The sequence below is a fragment of the Schinkia azotoformans LMG 9581 genome (assembly GCF_000307855.1).
In the GTDB taxonomy this organism is placed as follows: Bacteria; Bacillota; Bacilli; order Bacillales; family Bacillaceae_J; genus Schinkia; species Schinkia azotoformans.
In genome coordinates this window covers 134,320-150,022 of the sequence record NZ_AJLR01000048.1, presented here as the reverse complement: position 1 = coordinate 150,022, position 15,703 = coordinate 134,320, and the positions used below count along the sequence as shown (strand labels likewise).

Sequence of the window (15,703 nt, the reverse complement as noted above, 5' to 3'; positions counted from 1 at the left end):
GATTCCACTCTCATTTAATGGCAGATAACTAGGTTTTATCCTCACCAAACCAGATTCCACGCTCATTTAATGACATATAACTAGGTTTTAACCTCACCAAACTAGACTCTACACTCATTTGATGGTAAATAACCTGCACATATTCTCACCAAATTGGTTTCATGCTTCTTTTAATGAGGATAATCAGTGTTGATCCCAACCATACCATGCTTGAACTAAAACCCAAAACTGAGCTTAAAAGTAACAAAAACGTGCTTCACATTTGTCCCTAGCAAGAGCAATCACGTTTCAACTCACTACACAATCGCCCACTATTGTTCGTCATACCAAAGTAATTGACTAATTATACAACTGGAACAGCTGTCAATTATTATTATGTCCACAATGGTCATGGAGATATCGTCGGGTTGAAGGATAAAACTGGAACCACGGTGATAGCCTATGAATACGATGCATTCGGTAATATCATCACATCAACTAAAAAAGTATATAATTCTGTAGCAAACACGATTAAATCAATAACAACGAAAACTAGCAGCTCTTATGAATCTTCACAAAACAAAAATCAGATACCAATGAGGGCTATAAAAATGCAGTGGTAGGTATAACTGGAGGATTCATAGATAAATGGGGGCAAGCGGGTATTTTTGGAATTGGTCTTGGAATTGCACTTGACAGCTGAAGACTTTGACCCAACTTCAAGTTTAATAAATAATGCTGTATTAGCAGGTGCAGCCTCCTATTTATCAACGGTTATCATTGGTGGATTGGCTATCACAGGTATGCCCGCTATAATAGGTGGAATAGCAATTGGAACAGTAGTGGCACTTGCTTTTTCCGAAATAAGTAGCAAAACGGGTATAACTCCGGCATCTATTTTAAGAGGTAGGTGGTAAATATAACTTTTTTAGCTGAAAACATTCCCGACTATATTAAGGGAATAATATTATTTTTATGTGGGTTATATTTTTTATTTCTCTTTTTTTATTATAAGGAGAAGTATAGGAAAAACATTTCTTTGAGTTTGATTTTTTGGTCTTTTGGAAATTCCATAGTATTCCTTCTCTTTCATTTTTTCCAATCGAATTATATAACGGTGCTTTTAATTTTAACGAATATTATTTCTGCTATTTGGATAGGATTTTCGATTGTATATGCGAGGAAAAATAAAAGCCAAACCTGAGTTAGTTTCAAAAGGATGCTTTTTCAAATCATGCACAACTAAATGAAGTGACCCCTAAAAGTCAGACACAGTTATTTCATTAGGAAGCTTGGGTAAAATGAGTTCGGTATTGTACCGGACTCGTTTTTAATTTTTGATCAATTTATGCTAAAAATAACTCCAAATATCCAATCCGATATCAGCAAAGTTAAGCACATTCAAGTAACTTTTTTCGGATAGATCAAAACAGTTCAATATGATCTAACAAGTTGCCTAAGAAACGAACAAAAAATTTCAAGTGCTGGGGCGGTGTAACCACCATCTCCTACCAGTATGACCGGAATGGGAACCAAATTAGAGATGATCGCCATAAATATTACTACGATTCATCTAATCGGTTATCGTACGTAGAACAAGTAAATGCAGCAGTAGCAATCGCATCCTATTATTATGATTATAAGGGAAAACGGACAAAGAAAGTAGTGTATGGTAAGAAAACCGAACATTACTATTATGATGCCGGGCATTTAGCCTATATTGCCGATGAAAACAACCAAATCTTTTACAGTTTTATCCGGACTTACACAGGCGATTTAGTAACAATGACTGATTATATAAGTGGAGCAGCTGTCAATTATTATTATGTCCACAACGGTCATGGGGACATTATCGGGTTGAAGGATAAAACCGGAACCACGGTGGTAACCTACGAATATAATGCATTCGGCAATATCTTCACATCAACAGGGACAGCTAAAACTGGAAATGGAAAGACAGTTACGAGAAGAAAATCCATTTAGATATGCAAGCTATTTTTATGATGAGGAAACAAAGCTTTATTATTTGAGTATGCGGTGGTATGAACCACTAATAGGCCGATATCTTTCAAGAGATATTGTTCCTTCTACAAATTTATACTTGTATAGCGAAAATAATCATATAAACAGATATTTAAGATTGGTTCCGGTGACATTTAATTTAGTATCGGATAAAATAAAAAAAAGCTACCAATCGGAGCTAATTGCGAAAAATCGTAAAAAGTTTTTATGAAAACAATTTTTCTGCATTTACTTCAAATCCTGAGATGACTTCGGATGAAATCCTTCCTTTTTCTCTTACAATGTCTTTTTGCTGATACTGTCCTTGTTCATTTAGCAAGTATACTTGAATGGTATTTAGTAAAGGATTGACGATCCAGTATTCTTTTACACCATATTGCATGTAAATGTTCAACTTTGTGACCAAATCATGTGATTGATTGGAAGGGCTAATAATTTCAATAATCATAGCAGGAACACCTATATACTTTTGTTGCGTTAATCCACTTTTGTCACAAATAACACTTAAATCAGGTATAACAATCTTATTTCCTTCCACCCCTTCTTTCTTCAACTCAATATCAAAAGGAGCATGAAAGACTTCACATTCTTTTTCTTCTAACAAATTAAATAATTGAGCATGTAAACGACTCGAGATTCGCTGATGAATCGTTGATGGAGAGGGAGATGTGAATACAACACCGTCTATATACTCCAATAAAACATCGCTTTGCTCTCTCAACTCATAATATTCTCGGATCGTAACGAAATTTTCTTTAGGCAAGCTCATATAGAAAATCTCCTTCCTCTCAAAATTCCTGTTATTATTTCAATTCGATACACAACACTTTATTTCCTTTAATCATTTTGCCCGTTTAAGACGGTTTTCTATATTTTCGACAAAATTTTGTGCTACCGCTTGAGAATTGGGAATGATACAAGTAAGATGGAATCTGAGGTGAAAATACTATGGAACGTTTGCAGAAAGTGATTGCGCATGCTGGGATTGCATCCAGAAGAAAAGCAGAACAATTAATTACCGAAGGGAAGGTAAAAGTTAACGGTAAGATTGTGAAAGAACTGGGTGTTAAGGTATCCGCAAATGATAAAATCGAAGTCGAAGAAATTCCTATTCAAAGAGAGGTACCTGTCTATTATTTATTATATAAACCTAGAGAAGTGATCTCAGCAGTTACAGATGATAAAAATAGAAAAGTGGTCACTGAGTTCTTCCCTTTCGAAAAGAGAAGAATTTTTCCAATTGGAAGATTGGATTATCATACGTCAGGTTTGCTCCTTCTTACGAATGATGGCGAATTTGCTAATGTGTTAATGCACCCGAAATATAACATCGAAAAGGAATATGTTGCAAAAGTAAATGGCATCCCAACCCGTGAGGACTTAAGAAAATTAGAAAAGGGTGTGCAATTAGAAGAAGGGAAAACCGCACCTGCGAAAGCAAAGATGCTATCACTTGACAAAAAAAAGGGAACATCGATTGTTCAACTTATTATCCATGAAGGTAAAAACCGCCAAGTTCGAAGAATGTTCGAAGCAATAGGCTATAAAGTTCAGAAGCTGAAAAGGGAAAGGTATGGTTTTCTTGATTTACGAGGATTAAATCCTGGAGATTATCGTGAACTTACCCCACATGAGGTTAAACAGCTCCGCAACTTGGCTGTCACACAACATTCATAATATTAACACTATGGATAGATTGTTTAATGCTATAATAGGAAAAAATAAAATGGGGGATGTTTGGTTTGAAAAAGCAGCGGTTGGTAGTACGAACTATTATCCTGATTGTTTTAGTTGGGGCACTAGCGTATACGCTTTATACAAACTTTTTTACTGATAAACAATTGGTAGGAATAGGTGATCAGGCACCGAATTTTGTGCTAACAGATCTAAATGGAAACCAAGTTGAATTTGATAATTATCGTGGAAAAGGTGTTTTTCTAAATTTCTGGGGTACATGGTGTAAGCCATGCGAGAAAGAAATGCCTTACATAGAAAACCAATACCAAGTATATAAAGATCTTGGTGTTGGGGTATTAGCTATTGATGTTGGAGAACCCGAACTTTCAGTTAAAAACTTTGTTGAACGAAAAGGAATGACCTTCCCAGTAGCCATTGATGAAAAATTAGAGGTACTTGAAGCATATGGAGTCAATCCGCTGCCAACTACTTTTCTAGTAGACAAAGATGGTAAAATCGTCGATATCATTACTGGACAATTAACTGAAGAGTTAATTAAAAGTCATATGGAAAGAATCAAGCCATAAGTTGTTGGGGGAGTAAGATGAATAAAGTAAAATGTGAATGTGGACATGTCAACCCGCATGGAACCATTTTCTGTGAGGCTTGTGGTAAGTCGTTTGAAGAGGCGGATACCCAGGGCCTTTTAGATATGCGTTATGAGGGAAGTGCAAGACGCTCACAAACATATAAAAAAACTTTTATAGATAGTATTTGGAATTTTTTCTCTTCTGTTAAGGTTGGAGTTTGGTTAATTGTTATCACATTGCTTGCTTCTGCGCTAGGGACATTATTTCCGCAGGAGATGTACATACCCCAGAATATGTCTCCAAGTGATTTTTATAAGCAGGAATATGGGGTTTTAGGACAAATATATTTCGAGCTCGGCTTCAATAATTTATATGGTTCATGGTGGTATATGATCCTTGTTGCATCGATTGCAATTTCACTTGTGATCTGTTCTTTGGACCGCGTTGTGCCTTTATATAAAGCCCTTAAAAAACAAGGGGTTAAAAGAAATGAAAACTTTCTTAGAAGACAACGTTTGTTTGGAGAAGGAAATGTGGATGCACCTGAGTCAATTGATACTTGGGTAGAAGCGCTAAAAAAGAAGCGTTATAATGTCCGTGTAGAAAATGGAAATATCCTTGCTGAAAAAGGTCGGTTCTCACGCTGGGGCCCCTATGTGAATCATATTGGTTTGATTATCTTTCTAATCGGAGCCATGCTTCGCTTTTTCCCGGGCATGTATATTGATGATGCACTATGGCTCCGTGACGGGGAAACAAAAGTTATTCCGGGTACGGAAGGGAAGTATTATTTAGAAAATAAGCAATTCATAAAGGAAGTCTATGATGAGGAAGATAACTTTACCGTTGGCATGGGAATGCCTAAAAACTTCCAAGCAGATGTTGTCCTTTATGAACGTGTAGATAAAGTTGTTCCAGGAACCAAGCCTGAACTTAAAATGATTAAAGAACAGGAAGTTCGTGTAAATGAGCCATTAAAATTCGAAGGGTTTGCACTCTATCAAACAGACTATAAACTTGGTGAATTTTATGAAATGACCTTTAAACTTGTAGAAAAAAATACTAAGAAAGGCTTCGGCAACGTCGTTATTAATTTGGAAAATCCAGAAAAATCATATGACCTAGGGAATGGCTATAAAGTTGAAATTATGAGTTATTTTCCTAATTTTTATTTCGATGATGAAGGCAATCCGAATACTAAAAATAGACTACCAGATAATCCTGCCTTTATTTTCAAAATGTTCTCACCTGCCGTTCCAGACGGTGAAGTAAGTTTTGTTGGAATTCAATCCAATGCAGAACCATTTGGTGAGAATAAATATAGAATGGCGTTTCAGGATTTGAAAACAAGAAATGCAACCGGATTAACAGTTCGTCTTGACCGGACAATAGGTATTATTATTGCTGGCGGTATTCTTTTCATGCTTGGTGTCATCCAGGGGATGTATTGGAACCATCGACGCATTTGGATTCAAAAGAATGAAAAAGGCATAATGGTAGCGGCGCATACGAATAAAAATTGGTATGGACTAAAAAGAGAGATCGAAACGATGTTTAAAGGGACCGTTTTACCGATCCCAAACGATCAGCAGGAAAACGTGAAATAAGGGGGCGAGTTATTTGGTGGAAATAAGCAGTAATTTATTATATGTTGCATTTATTTTATATTTGCTTGCAACGATATTTTTTGCAGCATCGATCCGTGATAAACATTCAAAAGCAAATACGAATAAGTGGGCGAAGTTGGGAATCATTGTTACAATTATCGGATTTATAGCGCAAATGGGCTATTTTATTACAAGGTGGATTGCTTCAGGACATGCGCCGGTTAGTAATTTATTCGAATACACAACATTCTTCGGAATGATGCTCGTATTCGCTTTTATAATCATTTATTTTATGTATAAAAATACGTTAATTGGGGCTTTTACAATGCCGGTCGCATTATTAGTAATAGCCTATGCAGCGATGTTTTCAAGAGAGGTTTCACCGTTAATTCCGGCCTTACAAAGTCATTGGCTATACATCCACGTTACAACGGCAGCTTTAGGTGAGGCGATACTCGCGATAAGCTTTGCGGCGGGATTAATTTATTTGATTCATGTTGTTGACCAAACAAAGTCAAGTAAGAGAACATTTTGGCTGGAGTTTATTTTATATGGGATTATCAGTGTTATTGGTTTTGTTATCGTATCCTCTACTTTTAAAGCAATGGATTATGAAACAACTTTCAAATGGGTTAATGAAACACAGAAAGAGGCAGAAATTGTTTATAATATGCCAGCAATTGCGGGTCCGATGGATGGAGAAAAGCTGACAGAGGGGTTTGGCCCAGTATTTGAGACTCCATCTTGGATGAATGGTGCCAATGCGCCAAAGAAGTTTAATACGTTAATTTGGTCATTATTTTCAGGTTTAATTTTATATGGGTTGATTCGCTTACTATTGCGAAAGCGGATTGCAGCAGCCATTCAACCAGTATTAAAAAATGTAAATCTTGATTTAGTAGATGAGATCAGTTATCGCTCCGTTACAATCGGTTTCCCTGTTTTCTCGTTGGGGGCGCTGATATTTGCCATGATTTGGGCTCAGGTTGCCTGGACAAGATTCTGGGGCTGGGATCCAAAGGAAGTATGGGCTCTCATAACATGGTTGTTTTATGCAGCATTTTTACATTTGCGTCTATCAAAAGGTTGGCATGGTGAAAAATCGGCTTGGTTAGCTGTAGTTGGCTTTGCGATCATCATGTTTAACCTAGTTGCGGTGAATCTAGTTATTGCTGGTTTACATTCTTATGCAGGTTAGACAAAAAGTGGTAGAAAAATCCTGAATTATGTCATAATAAAATAATTAGGGGGAAGATTCGAATGGAAAACAGTCAAGCAAAGATATTAGTAGTGGATGACGAAGAAAGAATTCGCCGATTACTCAGGATGTATTTAGAGAGAGAAGATTACATGATTGAGGAAGCTGAAAATGGAGAAGAAGCCCTTAAAAAAGCTACTTCAGAAGACTTTGATCTGATTTTGCTTGATCTTATGATGCCTGGGATTGATGGTATTGAGGTCTGTAAACAATTACGTGAAAAAAAGGCTACCCCGATTATTATGTTAACAGCAAAAGGAGAAGAAGCCAATCGTGTCCAAGGATTTGAGGTTGGCACAGATGATTATATTGTTAAGCCGTTTAGCCCGCGCGAAGTGGTATTGCGTGTTAAAGCATTGTTAAGAAGATCGTCAACGACAGTATTTTTACAAACTGAACCGACAACAAAGGATGTTATTGTGTATCCATTCTTAACGATTGATAATGATGCACACCGAGTCACGGCAGAAGGCAAGGATGTAAGTTTAACTCCTAAGGAGTATGAGTTATTGTATTTCCTGGCAAAAGCCCCAGATAAAGTTTTTGACCGTGAGCAATTGTTAAAAGAAGTATGGCATTATGAATTTTTTGGTGATTTACGAACAGTTGACACCCATGTGAAGCGGTTAAGAGAAAAGCTTAATAAGGTTTCTAGTAACGCTGCTAGAATGATTGTCACAGTTTGGGGTGTAGGTTATAAATTCGAGGTTGTGTCTGAGTAATGCTATGGTTCTGGAGAAGTGTAGTTGGTAAACTTTGGTTTACGATCCTTTTACTTGTATCAGCGGTATTATTACTTTTAACAATTCTATTATTACAATTCTTTGAAACTTTCCATGTAACTGAAGCTGAGAAGGAGCTTACTCAATTAGCTGCAAAGGTATCGAAAATAATGGAAACCTATGGTGATGATGAGTTAGCCTTTTCCATCGCCTGGGAAGTCATTGATCCGGCATCAAAAGTGATGATTATTGACTGGAAAGGGGATCATTGGTATTCCCCAAATGATGATAAGCTGGCTGATTTACCAATCGAATTTATTTATAATGATAAAGAGTTGTCAGAGGTGCTGACAAAGAGAAAGACAGTAAGTAAATTAGCCTATCCGCCTAAAATCATTAATAAAGAAGATGAAATTTATAACGAAATTTTAATAGTAGGTGTTCCAATGAGCCGTGTGGAAGGTAAACACGGCGGTGTTTTTATCTATCAATCCTTGGACGTTGTCAGTCAAACATCTAAAGAGACAACTAAGATTATTATTGTCAGTGCCGGCATCGCGATTATTTTAACGACCATTTTTGCCTTCTTTCTTTCATCAAGGGTTACAGCTCCACTAAGAATTATGAGAGAAGCTGCTTTTGAAATGGCCAAAGGAAAATTTAATGCGAAAGTCCCAATCTTGACCCATGATGAGATTGGAGAGCTGGCGCTAGCCTTTAATCGAATGGGCAGACAACTAGAGTACCATATTGAGGCGCTTAATCAAGAAAAGGAACAATTAACTAGTATTATAAGCAGTATGGCTGATGGTGTGATAACGATGAACCGGAAAGGTAATATTATCATATCAAATCCACCGGCCAAAAAATTACTGCAGGCCTTCTACTTTGAAAATAATATGCAAAATGAGGCTGAGCAGCCTTTGCCTAGTCAAATGAAAGGTATTTTGGAAAAAGTTATTTTAACTGAAAAACAACAAATTGCTGAAATTTCGATACAAGGCAGAAGTTGGGTTGTGCTCATGACACCTTTATATGACCAAGAGGCTATTCGTGGGACAGTGGCCGTTCTCCGTGATATGACAGAAGAGCGAAAGCTTGATAAATCGCGAAAAGATTTCATTGCCAATGTATCACATGAACTGCGTACCCCGATTTCAATGCTTCAAGGGTACAGTGAGGCTATCATTGATGATATTGCAGGAACGGAAGAAGAAAAAAGAGAAATGGCACAGATTATTTATGATGAATCATTAAGGATGGGTCGATTAGTTAATGAACTTCTTGACCTTGCCCGAATGGAATCTGGGCATCTTGACCTCAACCTAGAGCATATTCCGGTTTCGGCTTATTTTAATAGAATTATTAGGAAATTTTCTGGTGTTTCAATTGAGCATGGGGTAAAACTGGATTTACAGTTAAGTGACACGGATGACACGATGTTAATTGATGCTGACCGCATGGAACAAGTTTTAACAAACTTAATCGATAATGCGATCCGCCATACGGTTGAAGGTGGTTCAGTGACAATTAGTGTTGAGTCCCTACAGGAGGGCTTCCAAATTTCTGTAAAAGATACCGGCTCCGGAATTCCAGAAGAAGACTTACCATTTGTCTTTGAAAGATTTTATAAGGCCGATAAAGCAAGGACAAGAGGCCGTGCTGGAACCGGCCTAGGGCTAGGAATTGCCAAAAACATTGTTGAAGCCCACCGCGGATATATTTCAGTTCAAAGTAAGCTTGGCGAAGGGACGACATTTTCATTTTTTATCCCTCGTGCATAAACTGTAAATAATATATATCGTCAAGCCCATCCTAATGAATGGATGGGCTTTATTTTTAGAATAAAGAGGAAAAAGAAGAGGTGCTAGTATGAGAAAGTTGAATAGATCTCTGATTGCGATGTCTTTCGTTCTATTGTTTTTAGTTAGTTTAATTGGTTGTTCAGGAGCGAACACAAAAGAGCAAGCAGCCCCCGAATCTAAAGCTGGAATCGAGCAGGGGAATGGATTCCCAGTAACATTAACGGATGCAACAGGAACTAAGATCACAATTGAAAACAAGCCAACAAGAATTGTTTCGTTGATGCCAAGTAATACTGAAATTGCTTTCGCCTTAGGAGCAGGGGATGAGGTAGTTGGAGTAACGGATTGGGATAACTATCCTAAAGAAGTTTTAGAAATTGAGAAAGTTGGTGGTTTAGACTTTAATGTTGAAAAGGTTTTGGCTTTAGAGCCTGACCTAGTGTTGGCAAATGCTTCAGGAATGTCAAATGAGGAGGGGTATAAGCAACTGCAAAGTGTAGGAGTTCCTGTAGTGGTTGTACCTGATGCAACTTCTTTTGACGGAGTATATGATTCCATTGCTTTAATTGGAAAGGCTGTTGGAGCTGATCAAAAAGCAACTGAAATCATTTCAACAATGAAAGAAAAATTAGAGAAAATCAAAGAAAAAGCCAGCACTATCTCTGACGAGGAAAAGAAAACGGTTTGGGTTGAGGTACAGCCGCAACCAGACCTTTATACTACGGGTAAAGATACATTTATGGATGATATGCTAACACTTATCAATGCTAAAAATGCAGCAGGCGATTATGAAGGCTGGGTTCAGTTTACAGAAGAAGATGCTATTTCTTTAAACCCCGATGTCATTGTTGTGACCTATGGTTTTTATGTTGAAAATCCAGCTGAGATGGTGTACAGTCGACCGGCTTGGAAAGATGTACCCGCTGTGAAAAAAAACCGTGTTTTTGAAGTAGACGCTGATAAAACGAATCGTTCGGGTCCACGATTGATAGAAGGAGTAGAAGAGCTTGCGTCTGTCATCTATCCAGAAGTATTTAATAAATAGTAAGGTTATTCCTTATGCTTTATCGATATTATTTTTAGTGATAACCATTTTCTTGGGGATTTCAGTTGGTTCTCTTTCAATCCCCTTTTCCACAATTTTACATATTATGACTAATGGTTGGATTTCATCGCCAATAGCGGATGAAATAAGTCCAATGGTGTATAACATTGTCGTTTCGATCAGAATGCCTAGAGTACTATTAGCAATGCTTGTTGGATTTTCATTAGCCATTGCTGGTGCCTCCTTCCAAGGACTATTAAAAAATCCACTCGCTGATCCATATACACTTGGTGTTTCATCTGGAGCATCAGTTGGGGCGGTCATTGTTCTTTTTTTAGGGTTGACTCTCCCTGTTATCGGTTCGTTTACTTTGCCAATTATGAGTATCATTTTTGCTTTATTAACTTTATTCCTTGTCTTGACATTTTCGCGAATTGTCGATCGAAAAATATCAGTTGAAACGATCATTCTAACAGGAATCATCTTCAGCTCCTTTTTAGGGGCAGTTATTTCTTTAATGATTGCTTTATCGGGAGAGGAGCTCAGGCAAATTGTTGTTTGGCTAATGGGTAGCGTTTCAATGCGGGGTTGGGCTTATGTTTATATGATACTACCCTTTACATTCATAGGTGCTTTGATTCTAATCCTCAATAGCAAGGAGTTAAATGCACTCTCTTTTGGAGAGGAAACCGCCTATCAGCTTGGCGTGGATGTTGCAAAAAGAAAGCTATTTATTTTAATCGGTGCGTCGCTCCTAACGGGTTCAGCAGTTGCCATTTCGGGAATAATTGGGTTCGTGGGTCTTGTCATTCCACATATAACTAGGATGCTTTGGGGACCTAATCATTTTAGATTATTGCCTTTAGCGATGTTAAATGGGGGCTCGTTTTTAATCTTAGCAGACCTTGTAAGCCGGACTATTATTGCTCCACAGGAACTTCCTATAGGTGTTATTACATCGATTATTGGAGCACCAGTATTTGCATTCATTTTCTTTAATAGAAATCGTAAAAGGTAGTGGATTATAGTGATAAAAGTTGAGAATGTTTCCGGTGGTTATCACCAGAAAAAGGTTATTGATAATGTTAGCTTTGAAGTGAAGAAAGGAGAGATTTTTGGGATTTTGGGTCCAAATGGCAGCGGAAAAACGACAGTTTTAAAAATGCTCTCTGGTCAATTTCCTGTCTCAAAAGGAAGTATTTGTATAAATGGCAGATCTATTCAAGATTATAAGATTAAAGACCTGGCCAAAAAAGTAGCAGTTCTCCCTCAAATAAATGAAATTTCGTTCTCTTACACTGTCAAAGAAACAGTAAAGTTAGGCCGCTACGCCTATCAAAAAGGGATTTTCCCGTCTTGGAAAATTGAAGATGAAAATGCGGTACAAAACGCGATCCAACTAACGAATATTTCACATCTTGCCGATTGTCCTCTTGATTTATTGAGCGGTGGTGAAAAGCAGAGGGTCTTTTTGGCAAGAGCCCTTGCTCAAGAGCCGGAAATATTGCTCTTGGATGAGCCGACAAATCATCTTGATATACAACACCAAATAAGTTTATTTGACTCGCTTAATCACTGGGTGAAGGAAAAACAATTAACGGTTGTAGCTATTTTTCACGATTTGAATATGGCAAGCCTGTATTGCAGTCGGTTATTATTATTGAATGAAGGTAAGGTAATCAGCCTCGACGAACCACAAAATGTGCTGCAAGAAGAGCAGCTCTATAATGTGTACCATACAAAATTAATTAAAAGGCAGCATCCAAATGTGCCAACACCTTTAATTACCCTTTCACCAAGTAAAGGTGTAGAGCGGGATGATATTTTTTCAATGCTAAAGACGAAGCAATCACGTGAAACGATTATTGTCGAATCATCGAAGCCCTTAAAGACGCTATCATCTGCTGTAATTAATTCGGGTTTTAGCTGGAGCAAGTTTTTTACTAATAGACATGTGGATATGAATTACAATATCGATGATCCGGAAAGTGAATTGAAAGATTACCTTACAACGATTGGAATTGATCCTACTTACACCGTTGCGATGATGACAGCAGCTAGATTGGAAGATGCCGTATTTAAAATAATAGAGTTGGCCCAATTTTCACTATATGTTGTTGTTACGGCTGGAGTAAGTAATGCCGTGGATGTATCAAAGGCCTATTTGCGAACAGATTTTGTCTATACACCAGGGACTATTAATACGTGGATATTTATCGATGGGAATCTACCCGATTCCGCTTTCGTTCAGGCGATGATGACGGCTACAGAAGCAAAGGTCAGGGCTATTCATGAAAATAATATACTTGACCCTGAAACGAAAACGATGGCTACAGGAACTTCAACTGATAGTTTACTTATTGCTTCCACTCAAACTGGCTATTTCCTTGAATATGCGGGTACGATCACACCTCTAGGAAGGGCTATCGGACAAGCGGTATTTAGTGCAACGAATGAAGCGATTCAAAAATATCTGCGGAGAATGGGCTCCCTTTCTTAATTTCAAAAATATACATATTACATTGAATGAAACTTTTGGCCCAAAGTTAACGACTATATGAGAGAACGGGAGGTTTTTGCAGCATGAAGGACATATTTCAAAGGTTCTATGACCTTTATCATTATGACCTTTTTCAGTTTTTGTTTTACATGGTAAAAAATAGAGAACAGGCAGAGGATCTCGTTCAAGAGGTATATATAAAAGTACTTCAATCGTACGATCGGTTCGAAGGAAGAAGTAGTGAGAAAACATGGCTGTTTTCTATTGCTAGGCACGTTGCCATTGATTGGTTTCGCAAACAAAAGAGAACGGCAGATGGAAATGCAATTGATGATGATACAGTAAAGTTCCTATTGAAAGATCTTGCACCGCTTCCAGAAGAAGTGGCGATCCAAAATGAGCAAATTCAGCTTATGTATCAATGTATGGAAAACTGTACTGTTGACCAAAAATTAGTACTAGTTTTAAGATATATTCAGTCTTTTTCAATTGTAGAAACAGCTGACATCTTAGGATGGACAGAAAGCAAAGTAAAGACAACGCAGCATCGCGGCTTAAAGGTTTTAAAATCCTTGATGGAGGAAGTCTATAATAAGGAGGGGATGACAAATGCATAAATCAACATTTAATGACGACCAGCTAGAGAAATTGCTACGAAATATGCCAAAAGTGAAGGACACTCAAGATCCTGAACAGCTTTTTGCAAATATATCCTCTCGATTAGAAGAAAAGAAGATTGATGTGAACGGAAACGATCTTATAAAGACACCCAAGAGGAAGAGGACCTGGATTTTGCCGACACTGGCATCCATTGCTGCTATTATTATTGTTTCGTTAGTCATACCGTCATTCCTCTACGAACAAGACAGTGCAACTGAAGAAGTTAATAAAAAAGCGAATGTTCAAAAGTCAATCATAGGTGAAAAACAAGAAGAACCAGAAAATTTTACAATGATGGCAGAAGAAGGAATGATGACTCGAATGGCATTTGATGGCGGGTCACATCTTATTACAGAGTTACCAGAAGATCAAGAAATTATTACTGTGGCCGTTCCTGATGTGTTTGCCCAATTTATTGTACCTATTAGTTTTATTGTGCCAAAGGACGGGGAAATGACGAATCTGGAACGAATTGAGACGATTCAGGAGCATCTTCACGAAGAAGATTGGGGTTTATCAAGCTACATTCTAGAGAATGTCAAATTTAGTGAAGAACAAATGGACAATGGAGTTAAAAAGCTAATCATCGACGTTCCGGAAAACCATCCATATGGCAATGGCTCAGCAATGGAAATCATGTTTTTATCAACTGTAAAAGAGATGGCAAAGCAACTCGGGGTTTCTACCGTTGAATTTCGTACAGATAGTAAGCCGGGAATTATGCTTGGTAATTATGGTGAACTTAAAGTACTTGATCTAGAAAAGGAGAAAGCAAAGCGCTTATATTATATTTTTCAGCCTAATGGACAAATTCAGAAATTCCTAGTACCCTTTCCCAAAGAAGTCGAGTTTACCAAGGCTTTAGAAGAGATGAAATTGCCAATGGAAATCGATCTTCAGCAAATTAAGCCGGCAATACCTGAATCTATTCAATTTAAAAGTGTCGGCATTGATCCAAGTACGCATCATGCTGTTATTGAATTTGCTGAAGGTACGACATTAACTAATGATGAAACGAATTTATTAATGGTGGAAGCCATTTTGATGACGGCGAAAGAACATGGTGCACAAACAGTTGAATTTAAGAATGCCACAGTAGACTTTATTGGGCCATTTAATATGCTGGAGTCTATTCAAGTACCATTAGCAGTCAATCCAATGCCTTACTAGGAAAGCGTAAGCGCCTGTTTAGCGACGTATAAACTGGAGCTAGATATAAAAAAACCTCTCAACTTTAACAGTTGAGAGGTTTATGTATTAATTATTCAAATTTAGTTGGGTTACCATCAAATGCTTCGTCAGCAACTTTGATTGAGTCAGTCGGACAACCTTCAAATGCATCCATCATGTCATCGATTAACACATCAGGAATTTCAACAATACCTTGGTTATCGTCTAATGTTACGTATGCAATACCTTCATCATCGTAATCATAGATATCAGGCGCAGATGCTCCACATGCACCACATGCAATACAAGTTTCTTTGTCTACAATCGTATATTTTGCCATGAAAAAAACCTCCCACAAAATTGTAAAATAATATATAACTCCGAAGAGTCATATTTAAGACTCATAAACATTGTAAACGCCTTTGTGCAACTTTTCAATAGAAAAGTACAATGAGAATGCTTATCACCACAAGCTTTGCCCATTTTCCAGCAATACGATAAGTTTATTCATCCTTTTTTCGTCATAATTTGCTAAAATATTATTAACTTTATTCAGCAGAAGTCCCCCACTTCCATAAGTGGTGAACTGAATTCAAATTAATATTCTAATTTAGAGGAGTACAAACCCCCTGCTGAACAAAGTTAAAGCCTCCGGCGGATGCCTCAGA

The 15,703-nt window shown here is 37.5% G+C and carries 16 protein-coding genes; 14 read left to right on the top strand and 2 right to left on the bottom strand.

Annotation, left to right across the window (positions count from 1 at the left end):
• Positions 1-647 precede the first annotated feature (647 nt).
• The 3 genes from BAZO_RS09490 to BAZO_RS23405 all read left to right on the top strand — a co-directional run bounded on the left by BAZO_RS09490 (position 648) and on the right by BAZO_RS23405 (position 2,212).
• The gene (locus tag BAZO_RS09490) at positions 648-896 is read left to right on the top strand and encodes a hypothetical protein (RefSeq protein ID WP_003331230.1); all 249 of its coding nucleotides are present in this window, start codon (positions 648-650) and stop codon (positions 894-896) included.
• Positions 897-1,431: 535 nt separating this feature from the next.
• On the top strand, positions 1,432-1,962 hold the full coding sequence (locus tag BAZO_RS22385) for a hypothetical protein (RefSeq protein ID WP_003331229.1): 531 nt from the start codon (positions 1,432-1,434) through the stop codon (positions 1,960-1,962).
• On the top strand, positions 1,880-2,212 hold the full coding sequence (locus BAZO_RS23405; RefSeq protein WP_081585674.1) for an RHS repeat domain-containing protein: 333 nt from the start codon (positions 1,880-1,882) through the stop codon (positions 2,210-2,212). The genes BAZO_RS22385 and BAZO_RS23405 overlap by 83 nt, the downstream gene beginning before the upstream one ends.
• On the opposite strand, the gene BAZO_RS09475 is transcribed toward BAZO_RS23405, so the two are convergent.
• On the bottom strand, positions 2,207-2,770 hold the full coding sequence (locus BAZO_RS09475; protein WP_003331226.1) for a Uma2 family endonuclease: 564 nt from the start codon (positions 2,768-2,770) through the stop codon (positions 2,207-2,209). The two genes, BAZO_RS23405 and BAZO_RS09475, sit on opposite strands and share 6 nt — an antisense overlap.
• Before the next feature lie 179 nt (positions 2,771-2,949).
• Here BAZO_RS09475 and rluB point away from each other — a divergent pair, with 179 nt between their 5' ends.
• The 11 genes from rluB (at position 2,950) to BAZO_RS09420 (ending at position 15,035) form a co-directional block, all read left to right on the top strand.
• Positions 2,950-3,678 (top strand): 23S rRNA pseudouridine(2605) synthase RluB, encoded by a 729-nt coding sequence (rluB, locus tag BAZO_RS09470; protein WP_003331225.1) that lies wholly within the window; start codon positions 2,950-2,952, stop codon positions 3,676-3,678.
• A gap of 56 nt (positions 3,679-3,734) precedes the next feature.
• Positions 3,735-4,265, top strand: coding sequence for a thiol-disulfide oxidoreductase ResA (gene resA, locus BAZO_RS09465; RefSeq protein WP_039957283.1), 531 nt, complete (start codon positions 3,735-3,737; stop codon positions 4,263-4,265).
• Between the two features lie 17 nt (positions 4,266-4,282).
• Positions 4,283-5,875 (top strand): cytochrome c biogenesis ResB family protein, encoded by a 1,593-nt coding sequence (locus tag BAZO_RS09460; RefSeq protein ID WP_003331223.1) that lies wholly within the window; start codon positions 4,283-4,285, stop codon positions 5,873-5,875.
• Between the two features lie 13 nt (positions 5,876-5,888).
• Positions 5,889-7,073 carry a c-type cytochrome biogenesis protein CcsB gene (gene ccsB, locus BAZO_RS09455; protein ID WP_003331222.1) on the top strand — a complete coding sequence of 395 codons (1,185 nt, stop codon included), beginning with the start codon at positions 5,889-5,891 and terminating at the stop codon, positions 7,071-7,073.
• 62 nt (positions 7,074-7,135) lie between these two features.
• Positions 7,136-7,855, top strand: a complete 720-nt coding sequence (locus tag BAZO_RS09450; RefSeq protein ID WP_003331221.1) for a response regulator transcription factor — start codon at positions 7,136-7,138, stop codon at positions 7,853-7,855.
• A complete protein-coding gene (locus BAZO_RS09445) occupies positions 7,855-9,639 on the top strand; it encodes an ATP-binding protein (RefSeq protein WP_003331220.1) in 1,785 nt (594 codons plus the stop codon). Before BAZO_RS09450 ends, BAZO_RS09445 begins: the two co-directional genes overlap by 1 nt.
• Before the next feature lie 88 nt (positions 9,640-9,727).
• Positions 9,728-10,705: an ABC transporter substrate-binding protein gene (locus BAZO_RS09440; RefSeq protein WP_003331219.1), complete on the top strand. Its 978-nt coding sequence runs from the start codon at positions 9,728-9,730 to the stop codon at positions 10,703-10,705.
• Positions 10,668-11,723 carry a FecCD family ABC transporter permease gene (locus tag BAZO_RS09435; RefSeq protein WP_039957281.1) on the top strand — a complete coding sequence of 352 codons (1,056 nt, stop codon included), beginning with the start codon at positions 10,668-10,670 and terminating at the stop codon, positions 11,721-11,723. The genes BAZO_RS09440 and BAZO_RS09435 overlap by 38 nt, the downstream gene beginning before the upstream one ends.
• Before the next feature lie 9 nt (positions 11,724-11,732).
• Complete coding sequence (locus BAZO_RS09430; RefSeq protein ID WP_003331216.1) at positions 11,733-13,205, top strand: adenosylcobinamide amidohydrolase; 1,473 nt, start codon at positions 11,733-11,735, stop codon at positions 13,203-13,205.
• Positions 13,206-13,288: 83 nt separating this feature from the next.
• Positions 13,289-13,822 (top strand): RNA polymerase sigma factor SigX, encoded by a 534-nt coding sequence (gene sigX, locus BAZO_RS09425; RefSeq protein WP_003331215.1) that lies wholly within the window; start codon positions 13,289-13,291, stop codon positions 13,820-13,822.
• Positions 13,815-15,035 carry a hypothetical protein gene (locus BAZO_RS09420; RefSeq protein ID WP_003331214.1) on the top strand — a complete coding sequence of 407 codons (1,221 nt, stop codon included), beginning with the start codon at positions 13,815-13,817 and terminating at the stop codon, positions 15,033-15,035. The genes sigX and BAZO_RS09420 overlap by 8 nt, the downstream gene beginning before the upstream one ends.
• A 91-nt stretch (positions 15,036-15,126) precedes the next feature.
• Here BAZO_RS09420 and BAZO_RS09415 read toward each other — a convergent pair whose 3' ends face one another.
• Positions 15,127-15,375 (bottom strand): ferredoxin, encoded by a 249-nt coding sequence (locus BAZO_RS09415; RefSeq protein ID WP_003331213.1) that lies wholly within the window; start codon positions 15,373-15,375, stop codon positions 15,127-15,129.
• Positions 15,376-15,703 lie beyond the last annotated feature (328 nt).

Bases quoted from the DNA above. Each gene is read 5' to 3' on its own strand.
- BAZO_RS23405 (WP_081585674.1), top strand. From the start codon at position 1,880: ATGCATTCGGCAATATCTTCACATCAACAGGGACAGCTAAAACTGGAA.
- BAZO_RS09475 (WP_003331226.1), bottom strand. From the start codon at position 2,770: ATGAGCTTGCCTAAAGAAAATTTCGTTACGATCCGAGAATATTATGAG.
- rluB (WP_003331225.1), top strand. From the start codon at position 2,950: ATGGAACGTTTGCAGAAAGTGATTGCGCATGCTGGGATTGCATCCAGA.
- resA (WP_039957283.1), top strand. From the start codon at position 3,735: ATGTTTGGTTTGAAAAAGCAGCGGTTGGTAGTACGAACTATTATCCTG.
- BAZO_RS09460 (WP_003331223.1), top strand. From the start codon at position 4,283: ATGAATAAAGTAAAATGTGAATGTGGACATGTCAACCCGCATGGAACC.
- BAZO_RS09450 (WP_003331221.1), top strand. From the start codon at position 7,136: ATGGAAAACAGTCAAGCAAAGATATTAGTAGTGGATGACGAAGAAAGA.
- BAZO_RS09445 (WP_003331220.1), top strand. From the start codon at position 7,855: ATGCTATGGTTCTGGAGAAGTGTAGTTGGTAAACTTTGGTTTACGATC.
- BAZO_RS09440 (WP_003331219.1), top strand. From the start codon at position 9,728: ATGAGAAAGTTGAATAGATCTCTGATTGCGATGTCTTTCGTTCTATTG.
- sigX (WP_003331215.1), top strand. From the start codon at position 13,289: ATGAAGGACATATTTCAAAGGTTCTATGACCTTTATCATTATGACCTT.
- BAZO_RS09420 (WP_003331214.1), top strand. From the start codon at position 13,815: ATGCATAAATCAACATTTAATGACGACCAGCTAGAGAAATTGCTACGA.
- BAZO_RS09415 (WP_003331213.1), bottom strand. From the start codon at position 15,375: ATGGCAAAATATACGATTGTAGACAAAGAAACTTGTATTGCATGTGGT.